This window comes from Desulforadius tongensis (assembly GCF_016907915.1).
Lineage (GTDB): Bacteria > Bacillota > Desulfotomaculia > Desulfotomaculales > Desulfohalotomaculaceae > Desulforadius > Desulforadius tongensis.
In genome coordinates this window covers 62,372-86,423 of sequence record NZ_JAFBCW010000001.1, presented here as the reverse complement: position 1 = coordinate 86,423, position 24,052 = coordinate 62,372, and the positions used below count along the sequence as shown (strand labels likewise).

18 protein-coding genes are annotated in these 24,052 nt (G+C 42.9%); 16 read left to right on the top strand and 2 right to left on the bottom strand.

What is annotated here, in order from left to right; genetic code table 11:
- Positions 1-3: 3 nt before the first annotated feature.
- From JOC37_RS00370 to JOC37_RS00350, 5 genes are all read left to right on the top strand, one after another.
- Positions 4-942, top strand: a complete 939-nt coding sequence (locus JOC37_RS00370; RefSeq protein WP_204614861.1) for a class I SAM-dependent methyltransferase — start codon at positions 4-6, stop codon at positions 940-942.
- 15 nt (positions 943-957) lie between these two features.
- Positions 958-3,048 (top strand): glycosyltransferase, encoded by a 2,091-nt coding sequence (locus JOC37_RS13540; RefSeq protein ID WP_204614860.1) that lies wholly within the window; start codon positions 958-960, stop codon positions 3,046-3,048.
- Positions 3,049-3,059: 11 nt separating this feature from the next.
- On the top strand, positions 3,060-5,108 hold the full coding sequence (locus JOC37_RS00360; protein ID WP_204614859.1) for a glycosyltransferase: 2,049 nt from the start codon (positions 3,060-3,062) through the stop codon (positions 5,106-5,108).
- Between the two features lie 296 nt (positions 5,109-5,404).
- Positions 5,405-5,608, top strand: coding sequence for a ribbon-helix-helix domain-containing protein (locus tag JOC37_RS00355; RefSeq protein ID WP_204614858.1), 204 nt, complete (start codon positions 5,405-5,407; stop codon positions 5,606-5,608).
- 48 nt (positions 5,609-5,656) lie between these two features.
- On the top strand, positions 5,657-7,936 hold the full coding sequence (locus JOC37_RS00350) for a hypothetical protein (protein WP_204614857.1): 2,280 nt from the start codon (positions 5,657-5,659) through the stop codon (positions 7,934-7,936).
- Positions 7,937-8,231: 295 nt separating this feature from the next.
- On the opposite strand, the gene JOC37_RS00345 is transcribed toward JOC37_RS00350, so the two are convergent.
- Together JOC37_RS00345 and JOC37_RS00340 are read right to left on the bottom strand one after the other, a co-directional pair.
- Positions 8,232-9,008, bottom strand: coding sequence for a hypothetical protein (locus JOC37_RS00345; RefSeq protein WP_204614856.1), 777 nt, complete (start codon positions 9,006-9,008; stop codon positions 8,232-8,234).
- A 280-nt stretch (positions 9,009-9,288) separates the two neighbouring features.
- On the bottom strand, positions 9,289-9,570 hold the full coding sequence (locus JOC37_RS00340; RefSeq protein ID WP_204614855.1) for a hypothetical protein: 282 nt from the start codon (positions 9,568-9,570) through the stop codon (positions 9,289-9,291).
- A 324-nt stretch (positions 9,571-9,894) separates the two neighbouring features.
- On the opposite strand from JOC37_RS00340, the gene JOC37_RS13535 reads away from it, so the two are divergent.
- From JOC37_RS13535 to JOC37_RS00285, 11 genes are all read left to right on the top strand, one after another.
- The gene (locus tag JOC37_RS13535) at positions 9,895-12,042 is read left to right on the top strand and encodes a stalk domain-containing protein (protein ID WP_204614854.1); all 2,148 of its coding nucleotides are present in this window, start codon (positions 9,895-9,897) and stop codon (positions 12,040-12,042) included.
- 476 nt (positions 12,043-12,518) lie between these two features.
- A complete protein-coding gene (locus JOC37_RS00330) occupies positions 12,519-13,445 on the top strand; it encodes an NAD-dependent epimerase/dehydratase family protein (protein ID WP_204614853.1) in 927 nt (308 codons plus the stop codon).
- A gap of 155 nt (positions 13,446-13,600) precedes the next feature.
- Complete coding sequence (locus JOC37_RS00325; RefSeq protein WP_204614852.1) at positions 13,601-14,245, top strand: hypothetical protein; 645 nt, start codon at positions 13,601-13,603, stop codon at positions 14,243-14,245.
- 13 nt (positions 14,246-14,258) lie between these two features.
- Positions 14,259-14,981: a WecB/TagA/CpsF family glycosyltransferase gene (locus tag JOC37_RS00320; RefSeq protein WP_204614851.1), complete on the top strand. Its 723-nt coding sequence runs from the start codon at positions 14,259-14,261 to the stop codon at positions 14,979-14,981.
- Positions 14,982-15,131: 150 nt separating this feature from the next.
- The gene (locus tag JOC37_RS00315) at positions 15,132-16,448 is read left to right on the top strand and encodes an LCP family protein (RefSeq protein WP_204614850.1); all 1,317 of its coding nucleotides are present in this window, start codon (positions 15,132-15,134) and stop codon (positions 16,446-16,448) included.
- Between the two features lie 70 nt (positions 16,449-16,518).
- Positions 16,519-18,096, top strand: coding sequence for a DUF4127 family protein (locus tag JOC37_RS00310; protein ID WP_204614849.1), 1,578 nt, complete (start codon positions 16,519-16,521; stop codon positions 18,094-18,096).
- A gap of 79 nt (positions 18,097-18,175) precedes the next feature.
- Positions 18,176-19,201, top strand: a complete 1,026-nt coding sequence (locus tag JOC37_RS00305; RefSeq protein WP_204614848.1) for an S-layer homology domain-containing protein — start codon at positions 18,176-18,178, stop codon at positions 19,199-19,201.
- Positions 19,202-19,254: 53 nt separating this feature from the next.
- Positions 19,255-19,764 (top strand): ankyrin repeat domain-containing protein, encoded by a 510-nt coding sequence (locus tag JOC37_RS00300; protein WP_204614847.1) that lies wholly within the window; start codon positions 19,255-19,257, stop codon positions 19,762-19,764.
- 164 nt (positions 19,765-19,928) lie between these two features.
- On the top strand, positions 19,929-20,372 hold the full coding sequence (locus JOC37_RS00295; protein ID WP_204614846.1) for a hypothetical protein: 444 nt from the start codon (positions 19,929-19,931) through the stop codon (positions 20,370-20,372).
- A 30-nt stretch (positions 20,373-20,402) separates the two neighbouring features.
- On the top strand, positions 20,403-22,274 hold the full coding sequence (locus JOC37_RS00290; protein ID WP_204614845.1) for an FAD-dependent oxidoreductase: 1,872 nt from the start codon (positions 20,403-20,405) through the stop codon (positions 22,272-22,274).
- Positions 22,249-24,030 carry an FAD-dependent oxidoreductase gene (locus tag JOC37_RS00285; protein ID WP_204614844.1) on the top strand — a complete coding sequence of 594 codons (1,782 nt, stop codon included), beginning with the start codon at positions 22,249-22,251 and terminating at the stop codon, positions 24,028-24,030. Before JOC37_RS00290 ends, JOC37_RS00285 begins: the two co-directional genes overlap by 26 nt.
- Positions 24,031-24,052 lie beyond the last annotated feature (22 nt).

Below are 24,052 nucleotides of genomic sequence, written 5' to 3'. Positions count from 1 at the left end.
TACATGGATATTTTAGAGCGTATTGATCCAAAGGAACATAGAAATGATTTAATGTATCCTGAGCATCTAGGACGGTATGTTTTTGCAGCTCAGCTGGTAAAAAATAAAAAAATTTTAGATGCAGCCTGTGGGAATGGTTATGGAACCCATTATCTGGCCGATCAGGGCAGTGCGGAAAAGGTGTGGGGGGTAGATATTTCCCCGGAGGCAATTAAATACTGCCGGCAGAATTATTCACTGAAAAACGTAGAATTTATTGAAGGTGACGTATGCGATCTGTCATTTTTACCTGATCATACTGTAGATATAGTTGTATCTTTTGAAACTATTGAACATCTGCCTAATGAACAAATTTTTATTGAAGAGATAGCCAGGGTTCTAAAATTAGATGGTTTATTAATTATATCATGCCCCAATGATTTTGTTTTCAACCCGGATAATCCTTACCACCTGCAGAAGTTTACTTTAGAAGAATTTCATGAAATTTTAAAGAGCAGATTTAAGAAAGTAAAATTATATTCACAGAATAATATTTTGGGAACAAGCATTATAACCTATAATGAACTGACAAGGCAGGCGGGGAGCAGTCTGCCTGGACAGGGTTATATTCTTGGTGTTGACGAGAAAAAAATGGCAGATTGTGATACTTGGTTGGCTGTTTGTTCAAATTATGAGCTGCCTAATATAAAACCCTGTACAGCTTTTTTAAACACCTACAGCCAGTATGTTAAAGAAATTAACCAAAGGAATAAGGACTTGGAAAAAATAAATAGAGAACTTTACGAAGAAAATAAAAAACTTTTGGAAGAGAATAAAAGGCTGGCTGACGCCTGGACACAGCATGTTCATACCATAAATGTTCATACTGAATATATAAAACGCATTGAAGAAGAAAACAAGCGCTTTAAAGAACTGCTGAATAAATATGGCATCCGAGAGTAAGGGGGCAGACTAATCGTGCACATATGCTATGTATCATACGAATACCCGCCTCAGTATGGTGGTGGTATCGGCACCTATGTTTATAATATAGCTAATGCATTGATCCAAAAAGGACACAAAGTCACAGTTATAACCTTTAATCCAGGGAACCTGCCGGCTTATGAGGTTGAAAACGGGGTTAATGTTTATCGCATAAGCATTACCAATGAAGAATTAGAAAATTTAAACAAGAAACCTCATAACCAGTATACATTATTTTATTGGCAGCTGTACAGCAGGAAAGTATATCATCTTTTAAAAGAAATTCACAAGGGTATGGATGTTGTAGAATGGCCTGATTACCGGGGTGAAGGATGGGCTTGTTTTAAAGCGAAGCACAATAAAGGTGAATTTGCTTCATTACCTTTTGTTGTCCGCCTGCATACGCCCCTTTTTGTGCTGAATGAATACAACAAAAAAGATAGTGCCGAATATCAAATTTTAAGCAGCTATGAAATAGATACTATGCTCATGGCAGATTATATCTGTTCGCCCACAAGGATTTTAGCAGATATTGTTCAAAGAAAATTAAACTGGGAACCTGAAATAGAAGTTCTGCCTCATCCATTGGATTTTAATTCTTTCCCGGAAAAAGTTAACTATGATCCGAATTCTAATACCCTTTTATATGTAGGCCGGTTGGAGAGAAGAAAAGGTGTTGAGACTTTAATTAAAGCAGCTGTTCCCCTGCTGGAAGAAAAAGATTCTCTAAAGCTTAAACTCATTGGCGGAGATACGGATACCGGCCCAAACAATTCATCAATGAAAGAGCACCTGCAGAAATTTATACCCCAAAACCTAAAAAAACGTATAATTTTTGTTGATCGTATTCCCCGGGAGGATCTGCTTAATGAGTACAGCAAAGCATGCTGCTGTGTAGTGCCCTCTTTATTTGAAAATTTCCCCAACGTTTGTTTAGAGGCTATGGCTTCGGGGGTACCGGTGATAGTCGGCAGCAATACCGGTATGCTGGAGATGATAACCGAAGGCAGTTCAGGGATAAGTTTTGAATCAGGGAATGCAGAAGATCTGTACGATAAATTAAAAATGTTTTTTAAGAAAACATTTAGAGAACGCATTACGATGGCAGAAAATGCATATTATGAGGTTCGGGAAAGATTTAATTATTCTAAAACGGTTACCGCTCAAGAACAATATTTTAAAAAAATATCAGAGAATCATAGTATGGAACCTAAAAATAGACTTGATTTAGGGAAATACCAAAAAGGGTTGGTATCTGTTGTGATACCCTGCTATAACCATGGGAAATATTTGAAAGATGCTATAAATACCGTTAGGGAACAAACATATAAAAAAACGGAGATTATTGTGGTTAATGACGGCTCTACAGATAAATATACTCTTGATGTGATAAAAGAGATTTCCAATGCTGAACCGGATGTTATAGTGATTAACCAGGAAAACAGCGGCCTGGCGGCAGCCAGGAACGCCGGTATAAATAAAGCTAAAGGAGAATATATTTTACCCCTTGATGCGGATGATCTTCTAGAAAAAGATTTTTTATCTAAAACTGTAGATATACTAAATAATCACCCGGATGTGGGCTTTGTTTATACCTGGGTAAAATATTTTGGGGCAGCAGATGGGATTTGGCAGACGCCTGAATATGACCATGTTCATCTGCTGGTAACCAATCTATGTACTGCGGCATCATTATTTAGGCACAATGCCTTTGACCAGGTCGGCGGTTATAATACAGACATGGTTTATGGTTTTGAAGACTGGGATTTTTGGATAGCCCTTTCAAAGCACGGCTGGAGAGGCTGGTGCGTTAAAGAACCTCTGTTTTTGTACCGCCAGCACGGGCAGGGAAGTATGCTGAGCAGCTCGCAGGAGTACAGGGAATTTTTGGTCAGTAAAGTTATTGAACATCACCTGGACACGTATCAAGAAAATTTACCACAGGTACTGGTAAAAAAAGATAAAATGTTTTATGATGCACACATTAAGGCGTATAAGTTATCTAACGAATTAAACAATATCTATAATTCAAAAGCATGGAAGTGGGCAACTCGCTTCCGTAAGATAAAGGAATTTTTTAAGTAGTGGGGGAGTATATGGACATTCAAGAAAAGCTTCCGCTGGTATCTGTGGTTATACCTTGTTATAATTACGGCCGTTATGTAAGAGAGGCTGTGTATAGTGTTCTTAATTCCACATATCCGAACATAGAAATTATTGTGGTTAATGATGGGTCTACCGACAAATTTACATTAGAAGTACTAAAAGAGCTGGAAAGAGAGGCTGCTGTTATTCACCAAGAAAACAGGGGACTTCCCGGGGCCAGGAATGCGGGCTTTAAATCTGCCCGCGGGAAGTATGTGCTGCCCCTGGATGCCGATGATATAATTGCCAGCACTTATTTAGAAACAGCCACCTGGCTGATGGAAAAAAACCCGGACATCAGCTTTGTATACAGTGATGTCAAATTATTCGGTGAGCAGGACTATATATGGTACACCAGTGACTATAACTTTCCTGAACTGCTGCTGTATAATTATATACCTGCCACAGCTTTGGTGCGTAAAGAAGCATGGGAAAAAGCGGGCGGTTATGACGAGAATATGATAAAGGGGTACGAAGACTGGGAATTTTGGATTAGGTTAGGGTTAAATGGGTTTAAGGGAAAGAGAATTAAAGACACATTATTTTACTATCGAAAGCACGGGCCTTCCATGCTTAATGAAAGCAACAAACACCGCAGTGAGATTGTTAAATATATTAGGAAGAAACACCGATCTGCTTATATAAATCCTTTAATACAGGTACAAATGCTTTATTATGTACTAAAAAACCGTTTGATACCTAAGCTGCCGATGCCTAAATTATTTAATAGACTTTCCGGTGTGTTTTTTAAAGCGGTGCGTTTTGAAAAAGACGTTCACTATATAAGTATGACAGGGTATCAAAAAAAAATTAATATCAATAAAAAATTGCATGCTGAACCCAGGAAAATATCTAAAAAAAACAAAGTACCGGTACTGATATTATTACCGTGGCTGGAAGTGGGCGGGGTAGAACAGGTTTTTTATAACCTGCTGTCCTGTCTTGATCGCAGCAGGTTTAATGTTTATATTATAACTACCCTGCATGGGACAAATTTATGGAAGGATAAGTTTTTAAATAAGGCAGATGGTGTTTTTCACCTGCCTTATTTTATAGATAATTATAAAAAAGCGGAAGAATTTATTCTCGACTTTATTGCTTATAAGTCTATTAGAATAGTTCATATATCCAATTCCAAACTTGGTTATTACATGGCTCCATTAATTAAAAAGTACTACCCGGAAGTTAAAATTATAGACACACTGCACATGGATGAACCAAACCAGCCATGGGATTATTTCAGGGTTAGTGATCTGGTTAAAGAATATTTAGATGTAAGAGTTGTTCTAACAAATTATTTTAAAGATCTTCTGATTAATAAATTTAATGAAGAAGCGCAGCGCATAGTAGTTATACCTAATGGTATAAACATGAAACCTTTTCCCCGGGAATTAAAAAAGCATAAAGTAAATAGGATACTTGACGGTAAAATAAATTTTGGTTTTATTGGCAGGCTTCACAGGCAGAAGCAGCCTATAAAGTTTTTGCAAATTGCCCACCGGCTTATTAATTTAAAGGAAGACTTGAGATTTTTAATAATTGGCGATGGGGAAATGCGTACGGAAGTTCAGAACTACATAAACAGGAATAAGCTTAATGAGCATATTAAAATGCTTGGCTTTAGGGATGATGCTGCCAGTCTTCTTATTAATGATATTGATGTCTTGTTAGCACCTTCTGAAAGAGAAGGGCTGCCGGTGGTAGGTATAGAAGCTTTAGCTGCTTCAGTACCTATTGTTGCCTCTAAAGTGCCCGGGTGGGATCAAATGGTTGACGATGGAGTTAATGGCTTTTTAATACCCAGTGGCGAAATTGAAGTTTTTGTAGACAAGTGCCAATATCTCATTAATAATAGAAGTGACATATTCAACATGGCTGAAAAAGCACATAAAAAAGGAGAAACGGAGTTTGACCGGGAAAGAATGACAGCTGCTTATGAGAGCATATATTTTAAACTTACGGGGGAACAAAACAGCAGGAATATGCATCTAAATGTTTAGGGGCTGGTGCATCATGGAAAATGAAAAGAAATATTAAAAAATTTGCTGCTTTTGCAGGGAAAACCAAAATTTTGTAGTATGTAATTTATATATACAAATATACAAACATTTATTAAATTAAATAATTGAATTAACAAAAAATGAAGGAAAATGAATATATGCGTAGAATGACTTAACTACTAATGTATTTTACTTTAGTAGTTAGTTATTTTATTAACAAAAATAAACAATACGATTATTTAGGGGGGTGATGTCTATAGAGATGATATTTCTAAGGAGGTGAGAGGTGGTAGATCTTGACTAAAACAGTAAAACGCCCCAAGGTTTATGTTTCTTTCCAGGTGAGGCTGAGTCCTGAACTTAAAGAAGAATTAGCAAAAAAATCGTATGAAACAGGTGTCAGCCAGGGGGCCATTGTAGAAAGTGCTCTCAGGTATTACTTTCAGACAAACCAGGACCCACGTAAAGATACCTGGAAGGAGCAAAACGGAAAAAAGTGATGAATATCACAACCACGAAGACTAATTTAAGGAGGTTTTAGTTGTAGTATGGTAAAAGCATATAAAAAGCTGAGTATTTTACTAGTACTTACGCTGATAGTCGGTCTGATGCTACCGGTGGCAGCATTTGCCGATGGCGTAACCTTGACCATTAACGGCCAAGGAAATGACGTGAGAAAAGCTTTTACAGCAGGTGAAAACGTAACTATTGAAACCGATGTTCAATCCCAAATTTGGGTTAAAGAAAATGGTGTTTACAGCTGGAAGGGTGTAAGCGCTCCAGAACAGCCTGTGGTACTGGAAAATGTTCAGCCGGGCGCTTATGTTGTGGACGCTTATGCTGTAGAGAGTGATGCTTTTGCACGTTCCGTATTCTTTGTAGGCAGTTCAGTAGATTTCACTGCTGAATACGCAGATGGCAAGCTTACCATTACAGCAGAAGCTGCTAATATCGCTAATCCTTACTATCAATTCTGGGTTGATCCAACTCCGGGTACTCCTGAAGACTGGAGAGCATTTGGCAATGCTGATGCACAAGGTTATGAAGGTTACTATGGCACTGCAGCTACTCAAACTCTGGATGTAGAACCGGGTAAAGAATATGTTATTGCTGTTTATGCAAAAGATGAAAACGGCCGCAGCACATGGCAGGATGCGGTTGCAGTTTCTAAAAGGGTAACTGCTGCTTTAACAGTTGAATCTGTAAGTGCTATTACCGAAAATGTTTTCAACAATACAGCAGATCAGGTGCTTGAGTTTGCAATAAATGGAGAATCAGAAGCAGCTGACCTGGTTGCTCTAGAAAAGGCTGGATACACTGTTACTTTCTTGACTAACAAAGATGTATTGGATGACGGAAACGGAAACAAAGTTAACACAAATACAACCGGTGCAGTTTTACAGGGCGATTTCTTAGGAAGTAACATTAGTTCCTTTGAATACCAGGTGGTTGTTAGCAAAGACGGTGTAGATGTAGCAACTTCAGAAACCAAGAGTGTAAATGTGCTGAATGGTAGTGATATTGCTACTATAGATAAGGTCACACTTACCATTGATGCTGATGTAGTAGTAAATAGTGGAATTATTGAAATGAACGATAAAACTCCAACTCTGGATGCTGTAGAAGGTACACTTGTCGATGGAAAAACTGAACAACCAATTGCTGGAGAGTCTTTTGAATCTTTAAATAAAACTGTTGCTTTAATAGATTCTTCTGGTAGAATAACTCCCGTATCTGAGGGGCAAGTTACATTTAAAATTACTGCCGGCAATGCTGTTAAAGAAGTAACTTATACAGTAGTAGATGATGCTAATGATAGATATGTAAGTAATGTTACAGCTGGCAAAGCAAGTATCGATATGACTACTGCTTCTTCGGGTATAGATGTAATACTTACTCTGAAAGATCAGTTTGGGGATCCTATTAAAGCTGATTTATCTGAGATAGTTGCAGTACAAAATGAGAATAATGAAGATATTACTTTATCTGTAGACCCTGTAGCGGCTACAATAGATTCCGAAGGGAATGCTACTGTGACAATTACTGTTAAGCCCGAAGGTACTAATACCGGACAAGGAACCCTTTTAGTTAAGGATAATGATCAGACCTTACTAACTATTCCTGTTACAGTAGGCGATGGAAGCGCAGTGGCTTACAGAGTACTGGAAACAACTGCTCAAGATAATGTAATTGATGCCAAGCCTGGCGCAACAGATAATCAAATCGTATTAAATTATAACCAGTATAACGACCAGGGGCAATTCATTGCGAAAGAGACTGACATTGAAGATGCTATTGATTACAGTACTGAAACTTATAAAGTAGTTAGTAGTGATGATGAAGTGGCTAGTGTTTTGGTTGAAAATGGTGATATAACAGTAAAGGCTGAAGCTGAAGGAACTGCTACAATAAAAATTATGGAAGGTGCTCTTACAAGAGCTACTTATGAAGTTCAGGTTATTAATACAACTCCTGTTTTAACATCTGTTACATTTGATGATACAGCAGCTATTACAGAAGCTGGCGCATATTCACTAAGCAATGTAATTACGGAAATAAAAGATGAAAATGGTAATGATCTCTATCTACAAAATGATGGGACAGTAAATACTAAAGTTGATGGTTCTGGCTTAACTGTAGGTGAAGTTAGTTTTGTTACCGTAGATTGGGCAAGTGTTGAACTTGATGATAGTGGGAATATTATATATGGAGAGAGTGGTACAGAAACTGATCCTGCTATAAATGATTCCGGTACAATTATAATTAAAGTACTAAATGCTTCAAATGAAACAGTTGGACTTTATGAACTGACTGTGGATGTTCAATAGGTTTTAAAATGAAAGTTGTAACCCGTACTTCTAAAAAGAAGTACGGGTTTTTTCTTCTAAAGGAAGTTTCTCTGCATACCGAAAACGGTTCAAGTTTATTCATATCTGGCTGGAGTAAACATTCCCCATGGATTCTAATTTCTGCGGCCCTTGAGAAAGCTCAAAACCATCGCTTGGCAGGCATTTGCTAGTGAGACGGTGAGCCGGTGAGCCGGTGAGCCGGTGCCATTGCCAGGCACCTAACTTATTGGGTATGCATTGGGAGTGTAAATTATTTTGTGTAAATAGGTTAAACTTACCATGCCCAGAATACTTTTCCGCCTTTTTCACCGATACATAAAGTTGATGTTTTAAACTGTGCGGTTTCTCTTTCCTTTGAAGATGATATTGCTGCAAATTTTAGTCTATGGGTTTTATCTGTTTCAATTAAAGAGTAATCATAACCTTTTCTAAAAAATCCTAGAGCCATTCCTAACATTGGATTTACCTTTATATCAATACTATATTTTTCATCCCATCTTATCCAATTTTCATTTGGAGCTGGATACCAAACTCTTATAGTCTTTACCCCGTTAACATGTTCGAAACTTTTAAAATAAGCTCTTCTCATTTTTTCATGATCTTTTAGTATTAACTTAAGTTCTTCTACATCCCAATCTTCTATTTCAGGAAGTTGCTTGTTTACAGTTTTTAGTTTGTTTTTTAAGGATTTATTTGTTTGTAATTCTTTATACCAATTATTAACTATTGCATCAGCTAAAGATATAGTAACTTCAGGAGGAATCTTTAATTGAAAATCTAAAAATTCCATTCCAATTGATAAAACAAAGTCATTAAATGAGATTTTTTCTTTACTTATGTCAAACGTTTCATAATAAAATCTCATCATAGTACGATGTGTTGCTAATTCGTTTCCAAATCCTGGTTCAAATTCTTCTGAGTATATAACAGCTTTTTCGAATGCTCTACACCATGCTTTGATATTATGAAAATTATTGATTTTTTCAATAATTTTTTCTTCAACAATCTTACTGGATAAATTTAAAAATTTTTCTCCTATTATTTCTATCATTAATTCACCTTCTTAATTATATTAATTTTTATCCACAACCTTATTCATATAAAAAACGTATCTCATTGTTCTTCTTCATCCAATGTATTTGGCAAGTAAAAATTGCATGAAATGGCAATAAAAAATGTAGTTTTTTTGCCAACATCCTTGGTAGTTAAAATTTCATTAGTGATTCTTTGTAACATCAGGAGACGGTGCTAAACACCTAACTTATTAACTTATTGGTTATGCATCTATATAAAAACTTCAGCAACCGAAGACTGCAATAAAAAACCAGGGCTTACTTAGGTTCTGGTGTATTGATGGAAACAATTTTTGATGCCGATACAGCATCCTGCCAGCAGTTTCTTCCGTTAATATATTTTGCATATACAGCATGCCTATAATTTAAATTCTTTCCATTCACTAAAAGTTCAACATGTTGGGGCTGTTTTTTATGTACTTTCTTTAAGCTGCCGATTAAATACCAGTAATTATTATCATGTTCTATTTTGGGTTCTCTGACGGCCAGCTTTATTCCTGAATTAGGCTGTTTTTTAGTGTTTATAATTCCCACTGCCAAACGATACTGACCTTCCGGCAGGTCGCTAAAATCAAGCTGGGTGGTATGTTCATAGGTTTTACCCTTTATCCACCGGCCGGGGTCAATATCTTCATCAACCCTTATATAATTAAAATTTACATGAAAAAAATCACAAACGCAACAGCAAAAAGCTAATTGTTAAGTAAAAATTGTCAACACTTGGCATATAAAGGTTAATTTTGAATATATCATGTGGTATAATTTACTAGTAATTATTTTAATGGAGGGAAATAGATGATTAAAAAAGTGTTAAAGCTGGGTGCTTTAATATTTGTTTTTGCTGTTTTTTTCGGGGCAGCGCCGGTGGAAGCGGATACAAAATACAGCTCGGTGGGTATAAGTACTGTTAAGGATGGACAGTTTGTAAAAATGGGCAGGATTGTGATAACAGGCACAACAACTTTAACTTTTTCCGGGGAAAATGACAGGGCCGAATTTCGCCTTCCCCCCGATTGTTATATTACATCGGCGGGGCTTTATGGCAGTGCAGACGATGACTGCGGCGTAGTGTTTAGAGTTGTACGAGGGTTAGATGACCCGTCTGCCGTAACTATACATCCTATTTCGGAGGACCCGTACAATCCTGGTTATTATAATGGTTTTGAAATAATAGTAAACAGTAAGTCCGGTGCAGATGGGGAAAAACCTGAACTTATACTTTACTTTAATAACGTATATGTGGTACCCGGCTACACAGGGGATGTTTACGTTACAATTGAGCGCGGTGATTATTCAGGTTTCTCTGACGGAAAGGCAAAGATTGCCAAAGTTGCTGAGGGTGAGTTAAAAGTAAGTGCTGAAAAAGTACCTTACATTGTGGTGGATAAAAGAATTGGTCCCATTGTTGTTTCAGAGAATATGAGCCGCGCATTTGATTATATTGAATTTAGTCTGCCATCTGGATTTGAATGGGAGGACTCTGCAGTTATAGATCCCGGGCTGGGACTTGTTCGTGACTACGACGGGGATGGAGTAGAAGAGCGTGACTATAAAGTGAGTATATATAAAAATAAATATGGGCGTTCTGTTCTTAAAGTAGAATTAATAGGTGAGAAATCAACTCATAGGGGAACATTACGAATTGAGTGTGATGTAGATGTGGACGAAGATATTGCGTCATACGGGGATGTCAAGGTTCAGATATCAGGAAGTTCTGATCCGGATAAAGATACTTTAAAGGTAGCTGATTATAATGAACAAAAAGTATCTGTATCTGCAGGAAGTCCTAAGCACTTATCTCCAGGGTTAGTTGACCAGGAAATTGCGGAAATTACAATTAAAGAAAACGCACCGGGGGCGTTAATTGACGGCGGCAGGTATGTAGATCTTGTACTTCCTTCCTGGGCCCAGTGGGCAGAGGAGCCGTACGTTGAAATTGAAGGTACAACAGAGCTTGAGCTGGGCTTAAGTGCCGGTAAAGCAATTATTACAGATGACGATAGAAGGGTTGCCCGCTTCTATATTGAAAAAGAAAGTAAAAGCAAACCAGCAAAGGTAATAATAAAAAAACCTAAAGTTAGTGTCGACATGACTGCCCAAGGAGACTTAAAAATTATTGTGGGCGGGAGAGCTGGGGCATCTGGGGAGCTTACAGTGGGCACTGTAAGTGTGCCTTTTACTGCAGTTTCGTTAAGTAAGCCTGAACTAACTTTAGGTCAGCAGGGACAGCAGGCAGGTGATATCGAAATTAAAGAAACTGCTGGTCAGGCCCTGCTGGCAAGAGAGCTTTGGCTGGAGTTCCCGGATCACGTTTCTTTATGTGAAACTCCATCAGTTAATGTTACCTCAGGTGACTTGGTAATAGGTGAACCGGAAGTTGTAGAGCTGGGTGAAAAACAAAGGCTGGTTATTCCTATTAATGTATCTAGTTATTCAGCCAGTACAATAAAAATTAGTAATATAAAATATGATATAGATAATGCGGCACCGGATGGAGATGTAAAAGTAAAAATTGGAGGACCAGCAGTAAAAGAAATGAACAATAGCGGCACAGAGTGGGCAGCAGGTACCGCTAACGCTGTCGTAGCAGTAAATCTTGAAATAAAAAAGAACATACCTGACACGAGGGTTGTAGTATTTCAACTTGGGAAAAACTTCTATTATGTAAATAATAAAATATATAAAATGGACTCTTCTTTACGTGTTGATCAAGGTAGAACATTTTTACCTTTAAGATATGCAGGGCTTGCATTGGGTGCAGATTCTGATATTTCGTGGGATAAAAAAAGCCAGACAGCTAAATTATATAAAAATAACACGGAAATTAAAGTTAAGCTGGGGGAAAATGCAGTTTATGCAGCAGGTAAGAAAATTGAAACGGGTGCAGCAGCTCATGTTTATAACGGTAGAGTAATGGTGCCGCTGCGCGCTGTAGCTCAGGCCTTTGGAGCTGAAGTGGAATGGAGAAGTGATACTAAAACCGTTATAATTATAACCGAAGGTGAAAATTAGTCAGCAAAATATAAATCCCCTGCTGGTACGCAGCATTTATAAACTTCAATTTGGACAGCTTCAGTATAAATTGGCACAAGGTTATGAAGGTTACTATGGCACTGCAGCTACCCAAAGTGATGAGTTTATGTTTAATGCTGCTGTATACCAGCAGGGGAATTTTTTATCATGTTTGTATGTTTGTATCAACAAACATTGCATAATAATAATAGCCAATGGGCGTCTCAATGTCAATGGGAAAAATATCCCAATTGCTATGGGAATAAACAGCTAAAACTTTTTAGTACCCCTGTGGGACTGGTAAACCAACAGGGTTACATCATTTGCACGATAACTTTAGAGGAAAAAAAGGAAGTGTGTAGAACATTTACAGTCAGTGAGGAAGTTTTAATAAAAATAAGTTATTTTACAGCAAGATCGAAAAACTTTTAGAATTATACCCAAAGAGTACATGTAAGGGAAAAGGAGATAAATGGATGAAGGTTTTAGTTACCGGTGGGGCAGGTTTTATTGGTTCTCATATTGTAGATGAATTAGTTTGTAAAGGTTATGAAGCAGTGATAGTTGATAATTTATCGACGGGCAAAAAAGAAAATATTAACCCCAAAGCAAAGTTCTATGAGCAGAATATAGTAGATAGCAGTTTGATACGTGTTTTTACTAAAGAGAAGCCTGATTATGTTATTCACCAAGCTGCGCAGGTAGATGTTCAAGCATCTATTAAAGATCCCATTTTTGATGCAAAAGTAAATATACTGGGATTTCTCAATGTACTAGAATGCTGTGTAAAAAGTAATGTTAAGAAAATAGTATGTGCATCATCAGCTGCTGTATATGGAAAACCGAAGTATTTACCCATAGATGAGAACCATCCTCTTAATCCCGAATCGGGGTACGGTCTTACAAAATCAGTAATGAGCAGATATCTAGGGATATATCACCAGCTGTACGGTTTAAATTATACTGTATTGAGGTATTCAAATGTGTATGGGCCGCGTCAAGATGCGGGGGGAGAAGGTGGGGTTGTAGCCATATTTATAAATAAGCTTTTGAGCAATAAAGATTTATTTATTTTTGGAAATGGAGAACAAACAAGAGATTTTATTTTTGTAAAAGATGCAGCTCATGCAAATATAATGGCGTTGGAGAAAGGTGATAATGCTGTTTTAAATATTAGCTCAAAGACTCAAATATCAATACAAGGATTATTTGAGCGAATTAAATATTTAACAAAAAAAGAGAAAGAGCCTATATATACTGAGAGCCGGAAAGGGGATATTCTGCACAGCTGTTTAGATAATACCAACGCTAAAAAAATTTTACATTGGGAACCAGTTTGGTCTTTAGATGATGGGCTTAGGGATACTATTAACTATTATATAAATATTTACGGTGGAAAGTAGAGATGATTTTAGGCTCTGGGCATGCTGAGCAGGAGCAGTGGATTTCTTGAGTGCCAGCACAAGAAGGGGTGCTGGGGCCGTTGGCGTTATAGCGGCAGTTTTAATGTGATTTTCAGGTGCAAATAGTATAATATAAAGGTCAACGAGGGGATATTATGAGCACTACTTATGGTAATATGGCAGCTGCTGCAAATAATAAATCAGCTGTTAATAACAATAGTATTTCTACCAAAAGCTTAAAAAGTACTAATGACTCATTTAATTCTGTGCTGAATAAAACAATATATCTTAAAGAACCGGATCGCTCTGGTTATAAAAGCAGAGAAGAATTTTATGAAGCAGACAACGAATACATAAAAAAGCTGCTGGAAAATCCTAATGCTCTGCCAGATACCGGAATAGAAGGGTATAAGTTAACTAAGCCCACAGAAGGGGTCAGCCGTTCTACAGATGTATACGGGCGGAAGATTGAAGACAGCATGCTGAAATTTTTAGGGAAAGACGGCCAAGTGGTGTGGCAGGTGTTTGTACCCAATCTGCACTGGCATAAAACAAAAGGTGGCCGGCAGGATCCCGAGGTGGGAGATGCCTACAGCAGAAATTTATCCCGGTATGCGGCAAAAACTGTTCTTAAACGCGGTGACGAGATAGGTGAGAAAAAAACTCTGCTGGATGGAGTAATTTATGACGGTGGACAGGCTTACCGCCAGTTCCAAAGGCAGCTGTATAGTGAATATAATAAAATGTATGCTTCTTACTATCAAGAAAGGCTGCTGGCTGAATTAGATAAAACAGTATAAAGAGGTTGTTGTAGTGCGGGTAGAATTATTGGGTGCATACATTGATGATTTAAATATGGATGAAACGGTGGAAAAGGCGGCAGAGTTCATACGCTCGGGCCGGCCTCACCGGGTGATAACTTTGAATCCCGAGTATTTGTACCGGGCGCAGGCCCGGCGAGAACTGCTGGATTTGGTTAACAGTGCCGATTTGGTTACCGCTGACGGTACGGGTATAGTGTGGGCCTGTAAGATTGCCGGCCGCCCGGTAAAAGAGCGGGTTACCGGTATTGACCTGATGCTGCACCTGTGTGCCCGGGGCGGGTATGAAGGCTGGCGGGTGTTTTTGCTGGGGGCGGCACCGGGGGTGGCCGAAGAGGCGGCGGAAAGGTTAAAGCAGCAGAATCCCGGCCTGGTAATTGCCGGCACCCATCACGGCTACTTTACCGACGCTGAAAGCGGGCGGATTGTGGAAATGATTCGCCGGGCCGGGCCGCATATTCTTTTTGTGGCCCTGGGTGCCCCCAGGCAGGAACAGTGGATTGCCAGGTACCAGCCCCGGATAGGTGTGCCGGTGGCCATTGGTGTGGGCGGCAGTTTTGATGTGATTTCCGGCCGCAAAAAGAGAGCGCCCCGGTGGATGCAGCGGTTAAAAATAGAATGGCTGTACCGGCTGATTAAAGAACCTTCCCGTTTTAAGCGGCAGCTGGTGCTGCCCAAGTTTGCCCTGCTGGTACTGCGGCGTTATTTGGTTTAAATAGAAGGCCACATTGTTTTGTGGCCTTTTTTTAAATTTTTAGAAACTATTTTCCGTGGCTGCCCGTCATTATATATAAGGCTGATTATAACTACCAGTTGAATTGTTAACTGACCTGCGATAAAATTGACCTGGTAGAGAGGTGAAATAATGGCTAAAAAACGCAGACGCAAATTAAAAAGAAAACTTCCGCTGGTTATTTTTTGTATACTGCTGGCGGCTTTGTTTGCATCGGGTTACGCGCTGGCCAGTAAACTTCTGCTGCCCAACCCGGCCCAAGAAGTTGGTGCGGCCGGCGCTGGTAAGGATGACGAAGATATACCGGATATTGAAGGGCGGCTGAACTTTTTATTAATGGGTATGGATGCCCGGCCCGGTGAAACCAAGGCCCGCACCGACACCATGATTTTTGTCAGTATAGATAAAGAAACCGGCCGCATTGCCATGATGTCCATTCCCCGGGATACCAGGGTGGAGATACCCGGTCACGGCGTGGATAAAATTAACGCTGCCAATGTTTACGGCGGGCCGGAACTGGCCAGTAAAACGGTATCCAAACTTTTAAACGTACCCATAGATTATTATGTGCTGACCAATTTTGACGGTTTTAAAGATATAGTGGATGCCGTGGGTGGAGTGAAAATTGATGTGGAGCAGGACATGCGCTACAAAGACCCCGCTGACGGCACCCTGATCGATTTAAAAAAGGGCCGGCAGCGTTTGGACGGTGAAAAGGCGCTGCAGTATGTCCGTTACCGGGGGTATGTAAGGGGCGATATCGACCGCACCGTTCACCAGCAGAAGTTTTTAAAGGCGCTGGCTAAAGAGGTGCTGCAGCCCAGCACGGTAACCAAGCTGCATAAGCTGGTGCCCAGCATTAACAGGGCGGTGGATACCAACCTGGGTTTGGTGCAGATGGCCAGCCTGGCCAAGGCGGCCCGTAATTTAAGCAGTGCCGAAATTATAACCCAAACCCTGCCCGGTCAATTTATGACTATAGACGGCATCAGTTACTGGCATGTGGAACCGGAAGTGGCTCAAAAGGCAGTGGCTTCGATTTTTGAAGGCAAAACGATGGATGTGGTGCAGGGAGGTACCATTGTAAAGAATACCAAAAAGCCTGAAAAAGAGGCTGTGGAGGAACCGGCTGCAGAAGAAAGGGAAGATAATACCGCCGCTGGTGAGCAGCAGCAGGATACCGGGCCGGAACAGCAGGATACCGGGTCGGGCAGCCCGGCGGCGGGTGAACCGGATGAAAGTAAAGCCGGTGCAGATGCAGCCGCAGGCCAGCAGGAGAGCAGTAATCAGCAGGATAATAATACCGGCAGCAGCGGTGATGCCGCACCGTGGCTGCCCCAGGATTCTGAAGATGGGCAGCAGCCCGTACCAACCAATTCCGGCCAGCAGGATGAGGCAGGTAAAGATGTGGCGGAAAACGCTGCCGTGCCGGCAAACACCGGTATATAAAATAAATATTTACCCAGGCAAACTTTGGCCTGGGCTTTTAATTAGATATTTTGCAATGGAGGCTTAAAAGTTGAAGAGAACCGTTTATACCTTACTGGTAATTTGTTTGCTTGTTATAGCCTGTACGGATGATACCAGCGGGAAGGAAGTAAGCACCATCCTTTATGTACCGCTGGACGAGCGGCCGGTCAACCTGGACTATGCGGCGGAAATTATAAATGCCACCGGAGAGAACCTGCTTATTCCCCCGGTGGAATATTTGCCCCGGCAGAAAACGCCGGGCCATACCGGTAAGCTGTGGCAGTGGGTTTTTGAAAACTGCCCCCGGGCGGATTATATTGTTTTATCTGCCGATACCATGATTTATGGCGGTTTAACCCCTTCTCGCATCCATAACCTGGATAAAAATACCCTGGATAATTTGCTGTCAAACTTTGACCGGATTAAAGAGTTAAACCCGGAAGTTAAGCTGTATGTTTTTAGCACTATTATGCGCACTCATAAACAGAATACCAGCCTGGCGGAACCTGACTATTACGGTACCTATGGAAAAAAAATTTATCAGATTACCGCCCTGCGGGATAAAGATGAGGTTGATGGGCTTTCCCCGGGGGAGAAGATGCAGTTGGGAGAGCTGTTGGAAGATGTCCCCAAGGATGTGCTGAACGATTACATGAACCGGAGAGCGAAGAATTTCTCCGTTAACAGCACTCTGCTGGACAAAACCGCTGCCGGTGTAATAGACCATTTTGTTCTCTGCCGGGATGATACCTCTTACTATTCCCAGTCCAGCAGGGAGTTCCGGTTGTTATCAGCAAAAACTTATAACCTGCCGGCCGGTAAATTTACATCTTTATCCGGGGCGGATGAAGTGGGGCTGGTGCTTTTAACCCGGGCTGTAAACGATTTAAATGCCGCCCAGCCCGCTGTTTTTGTTCGCTATGCCAGGGGGGTAGGGGGCATGACCATCCCCAAGTATGAAGATTACGAGGTGTGGAAAAACGTCGGAGACCATTTAAATGCCGCCGGGTGCGTGCCGGCGTACTCCCCGGAGGATGCCGATTTGATTCTGGCGGTGAACACCCCGGTAAACGGTGTCACCCGGGAAGCGGGAACGGAACAAAATGCAGCGGAAAGCACCTGGGGGGTATTCTCGCTGGTAAAAGAAATGGCGGCAGACATAGCCGGGGGGAAAAAAGTGGCCGTGGCGGATATTTCCTATGCCAACGGCAGTGATAACGGTTTAATGGCCGCTTTGGCCCACGGCGGTTTGTTAAATAAAATATCGGCCTACGCGGGGTGGAACACCGCCGGCAACAGCCTGGGCTATGCCCTGGGCCAGGGAATACTGGCGCAGTATATGAATGAAAAAGATGTTTTAAATATACTGGCCGTTAGGCTGCTGGATGATTGGGGTTACCAGGCCAATGTGCGGGGTGAAGTACAGCGGGAGGTTATCGCCTCTTCAAATGTGAATAAATTTAACCTGGGGGCCAACGGCGCCCTGGTGAAAAGTGAAGTGGAATACAGGCTGCTGCAGTTTGCCGAGGCTTATTTAAAGGATTTCAACATTGAAAAATTAACTGTCAGCTTCCCGTGGAACCGGACATTTGAAATCAACCTGAAGCTGAGCAGAACTAGCAATTGAACCATCATTTAACTAAAGGGAGAACGGCACCGCCGGCGAATATTTATAGTCGTTTAATTATGACGGTGGAGGAATGTACATGCGCAGATATTTGCCGGTGGTGCTCCTGGTGGTTAGTTTAATAACTGCTGTGCCTGCCCGCGGCATGGCGGCGGCAGCGCTGCCGCACCAGTTTGCGGACATAGAAAAACACTGGGCCCAAGAGGAACTGACGGCAATGATTAACCTGGATATTTTAAGCGGTTATGCCGTTAACAACAGGTATTATGCTAAGCCCAACAAACCCATTACCAGGGTGGAATTTGCCGCTTTAATGGCCAAAACCCTGCAGTTGGAGGCGGTAGACAGCCAGCCGGATTTTGCCGATTGGCAGGATGTTCCCCGGTGGGCCAGGGGGGCGGTGGCTGCCCTCAAAGCCGATGGAATAGTAAACGGTGTGCCCGGTCCCGGCGGTAAGATGTATTTTCAGCCCCATAAAAACATCACCCGGGCGGAAATTGCCGCCATTATAATGAACGCGGTGGAAAAAAAACCTATTCCCCCGTATACACTGTCTTTTGTAGATGTTCCAATGGGTAAGTGGTATACAGAGCCTGTGCTGCAGGCTAAAAAGGCCGGGTTAATCAGCGGCCGCACCGCTTCTACCTTTGAACCCCACGGCAAAGCCACCAGGGCGGAAGTGATAGTGATTCTGCACCGTTTTCTAAAGAGTGCCGGTTCAAACCCGCCGGAGGACGAAGATTTAACGGCTGTGGTGGAGGATTACTTTGAAGATTTAAAAGATGTTATGGCGGGTGACGGCAGCTTAAGTGACCTGAAACCCCACACCACCGGCGGGGCGGCGCTGGCTTTGGAAAAGGGCGGCCTGGGTTTGCTTGAAGCGGTTCCTTTAAATGCGGGTATCAAATATGTAAGGCAGGCCGAGGAGCCGGAAGTGCAGTTTAAAAGCGGCAGGCTGGCAGAGGTAACCGGTAAAACCAAGGTTAAGTTAAAGGGCGGGGACTCTCTGCAGGTTGAAGTTACTGAAAAATACGGGTTAACTAAAATAGGCAATAAATGGAAGATATACAGTGTAGAAATTATTAATCAGCGGGTATATAATTGAAAAATGGCTGCTTAAAAATAAAACTTTTAATTAAAGGGGAGAGTTGCAGTAAGATGAAAGTTAAATTAAGTATAAAAATGATGCTGGTAATGGTTTTAGCGCTGGTTTTACTGACAGCCTGCGGGGAAAAACCTGAAGATGCCCGAAAACAGTTGGAGGAAAAAAATATTTCCTACACTAAAGAGTCCTTTATAGAGCAGGGGGCTAATGGGGCAGCGGAAAATATAGAGCTGTTTATAAAGGCCGGCATGGAACCGAATGTTCAAAATGAAAATGGTAATACGGCATTAATTTTTGCTGCTAAAAAAGGTCATGTAGAAACGGTGAAAAAGTTGTTAGAACAGGGTGCCGGTGTTAATGTTAAAAATAACCTGGGTAAAACAGCGCTGTTTTACGCGGCCACAGAAGGGCACAGGGAAATTGTACAGGTGCTGCTGGATAACGGCGCCGACGTGAATATAAAAACCGAAATCAGAAAAACGGCAGCGGATTATGCGGCCAGTAGAGGGCATACCGAAATTGTAGAACTGCTTAAAAATGCTCAGGCTAAAGAAAACAAATAGCGCGGGCTAAAAAACCACCCCCTGAAGTACATTAACAAACATTCAGGGGGTTTTTATTTTACTTTATGTAAATAATGGCAGGTTTTTTCAACTGTTCGTCGAAACGAAAGGATGTATAGTTCCGTCTTATACATAAATAAGTTCACTGGGGAGGTCTATAAAAATTGTATAAATTAAAGTCACCGCGAAGACTAACAGTAGTAATCGGTTTGGCTGTTCTGCTGGTTACTGTTTATGCCGGAATGCTGTGGGCCGGTGCGGGGGAACCGGGTACTTCAGCAGACCCCCTGGTTACCAAAAGTTATGTTGAAAAATATGTAAATGAAAAGCTGGGCCAGGGGGCCGGGCAGTGGTTGATTAAAGAAATTAAGCCCGGCGGTGTTTTTAAAGGGGGAAGCGGTACCGAAGTGGTGCTGCGCTCGGGAAAGGCCACCTGCATAGACCCCACCACCAGCGGTATTTTAGACCTGACCAAAGGGGGTAATGTGGTCAACGGGCAGAAGGTGCCCCCCAATCACCTGCTGGTAATTCCCAGAAATGACGGCCGGGGGTTAAAAGCAGACACCGCCATAATTATAATGTACAGGGGAACCGGGGTTGTTGAATAGCAGGGTAATTAAACGGGTGAGGTATAAAAAATGAAACGCTATTTAATAGTGCTGCTGATAATGCTGCTGGGTTTTGGCATGTTTTATCTTACGGACAGGCCGGAACCTAAATTTTTTGCGGCCAAACCGCCGGAAAAACCCCCTGCCGCGCTGTCGGAATATGACCTGATAGTGGTGGGCAGCGACCCGGAGGGGATCGCGGCGGCGGTTTCCGGGGCCAGAAACGGGCTGAACACGCTGCTGGTGGATACCCGCCCGGTGCTGGGGGGGTTGATGACCCGGGGATGGTTAAACAGCATTGATATGAATTACGCCCCCAACGGGGATATACTGAACAAAGGTATCTTCCTGGAGTTTTATAAGCAGGTGGAGGGAGATTCCTTTGATGTTAACACTGCGCTCAATGTTTTTAACCGTATGGTGGAAAATGAAGATAATTTAAGCGTGCTGCTGGATGTAAAGGAAATTAAGCCGGTAATGAACGCCGGTAAAACGGCGGTAACAGGCATTAAAGTGGTGGAGAAGGATAATACCGTTAGAAAAATTGACGGCCGGGTGGTAATAGATGCCACCCAGGATGCCGACATAGCGGCGGCAGCCGGTGTGCCCTACAGTATTGCTTTAAGCGACATGGGCTATACAGACAGGTATGTGGCCGTTACGCTGGTGTTCCAGTTAAAGGGCGTTTCCGCTTTGGATTGGCTGAAAATGGGGTTTAGTTTGGCTTCTAACAGGGCCTCCGGTGAACGGGCCGGAATAAACATGGTCAGCGCCTGGGGCTTTGGCGATATAATGGCTGAATACCGGTCATCCAGCGAGCAGGTGGGCATCAGGGGATTAAACATCGGGCGGCAGAAGGACGGCACGCTGCTGGTTAATGCCCTGCATGTATACGGGATTAACCCGCTGGATGAACAGCAGCTGCAGGAAGCCCGCCGGGTGGCAGAAGGGGAACTGCCCCGTGTTGTGCAGTTTTTGCGGCAGAACATCCCCGGCTTGGAACATGCTCAGCTGGCGGCCGCTGCGCCGGAACTGTATGTGCGGGAGTCCCGGCATATTTACGGTGAATACCGGCTGACGGTGGATGACGTGTTGGAAAACAGGGATTTTGCCGACGGCATAGCCTTTGGGTCCTATCCCATTGATATTCAAGCGGTGAGCAGGGAATTTAAGGGGGCGGTGGTGGGGGTTCCCAAACAGTATGCCATTCCGTTGCGGTGCTTGGTTCCCCAAAAAGTGGACGGGCTGCTGGTGGTGGGCAGGTCAGCCAGCTTTGATTCTTTGGCCCACGGCAGTGCCCGGGTTATTCCGGTGGGCATGGCCACCGGTCAGGCCGCCGGGGCGGCAGCGGCGCTGAGCTTGGAAAAGAACACCAGCCTGCGGGATATGTGCTATAACCGGGAATTAATCACCCAGTTAAGGGAAAGGTTGAATCGGCAGGGAATGGAGATAAAACCCTTTTCCTACCCGGTCCCCGAAGCCGGTCACTGGGCCTATGAGGGTTTAAAATTTGTGCGCCGTTACGGCCTGGTGTTTGGCGGTTACTCCAACCGGTATAATTTGGATGAAGAAATGCCGGAACAAAATTTTATCAACCTGCTGTCATGGATAACCAGGCTTGCCGGGCGGGACAGCGCTGAAAAACCGGTGCTTTATACCGAAGGCAACGCCCTGACCATAGAAGACGTTTCGTATATGATTACTCAATATCAGGGAAAACAATTGACCAAGAAAGAAGCCTACCGGTATCTAAGGGGTTTAAACTTCTTTGACCGGCAGGTGCTGAAGAATGTGGAAAACCATGGCGGGAAAATAACCCGCGGTGCAGCTTATATGATTTTAAAGCATTATATAGAGGCGGGTGAGGTGTTAAGTGGTGACAGTAAGACGAATTGCAGTTAGCACCGGCATTTTAATGCTCTGTACGGTGATGCTGCTGGCGATGAGTATATCTCCCGTTGAAGGGGCCAAGCATGAATATGATCTGATTGTGGTGGGCAGTGATCCGGAGGGAATCGCGGCGGCGATTTCCGGGGCCAGGAACGGGCTGGACACCCTGCTGGTGGATACCCGCCCGGAAGTGGGGGGGCTGATGACCAGGGGCTGGCTGAATACCATCGATATGAACTACGCCCCCAACCCCTATGGCCCCAAGTATGAAATACTGAACAAAGGTATCTTTCTGGAGTTTTATAAGCAGGTAGAGGGGGATTCCTTTGACGTTAACACCGCCCGGCGGGTTTTTAACCGCATGATAGCCCGGGAAGATAATCTCCGGCTGCTGCTGAACGCGCGGCAGATTGAGCCGATAGTTACTAAAAAATACCGCCGGGCGAAGGTTGAAGGGATTAAAGTGGTGAACGCAGAGGGCGAAACCGAGAGGTATTACTGTAAAAGGCTGATTGATGCCACCCAGGATGCCGACATTGCGGCCCGGGCAGGGGTTCCCTTCAGCTTCGGCCAGGAGGATATGGGTTATAAAAGTAAAACCATGGCCGTGACGCTGGTATTTAAGCTGGCGGGAATTACCGACCGGGACTGGTTGAAAATACGCCGGGTCTTAAATACCGATGACGACATACACACCGGGGCCAACAGCGTCAGCGCCTGGGGATTTAAAGAAATAATGGAAAAATATCAATTTAAAAATCCCCGCCTGGGGGTGCGGGGGTTAAACATCGGCCGGCAGAATGACGGCAGCGTGCTGATAAACGCGCTGCACATCTACCATGTAGACCCGCTGGACCCCGAAGCCCGTAAAGAGGCCAGGCTTATAGCTTTGAAAGAGCTGCCCGCCCTGGTGGAATATATAAAAGAAAATGTGCCGGGATTTGAAAATGCCTACCTGGCGGAGGTGGCGCCGGAACTGTATGTGCGGGAGTCGAGGCATATTTATGCCGAATACCGCCTGACGGTGGACGACGTGCTGGAAAACAGGGATTTTTATGACCGGGTGGCCTTTGGCTCTTACCCGGTGGACGTGCAGGCCACAGACCGGGAAAACACCGGTTTTGTAGTGGGCAATCCCAAGCAGTATGCCGTTCCCTTCCGCTGCCTGGTTCCCAAGAAAGTAGACAACATGCTGGTGGTGGGCAGGTCAGCCGGCTTTGACTCTTTGGCCCACGGCAGTGCCCGGGTTATTCCGGTGGGCATGGCCACCGGCCAGGCCGCCGGGGCTGCTGCTGCCATCAGTATTGATAAAGACATATCCTTTAGAAAAATGGCCCAGAAAAAATATATCATGTCTGATCTGCAGGATATATTAAATAAACAGGGAATGGATATTAAACCCTTTGCAGTTAAAACCCCGCTGCGGGAGCACTGGGCCTATGAGGGGCTGAAATTTGTGCGCCGGCACGGTTTGGCCAGCGGAGAATACTTTAATGATTACCGCCTGGATGAGCCTGTAACCGCGGCGGAATTTGCAGAAATACTGCTCAAGCTGGGGGAAATTTATAACTTTGACCTGCCGGAAAAAATAGAGCGGTATGCCGGTGTGGATAAAGAGTTAACCGTTGACGATTTAGAAGATATTTTCTCTGAAAAATGGATTAAGAAGCAGCCGGTATGGGAAAAGATTGTAGAAAATGATGAAGGTATAACCCGGGGGGCTGCCTTTGTACTGCTGAAGAACTACGTTCAGCAGGCCGGCAGGTAGATTAAAGAGGGGGCTAAATAAT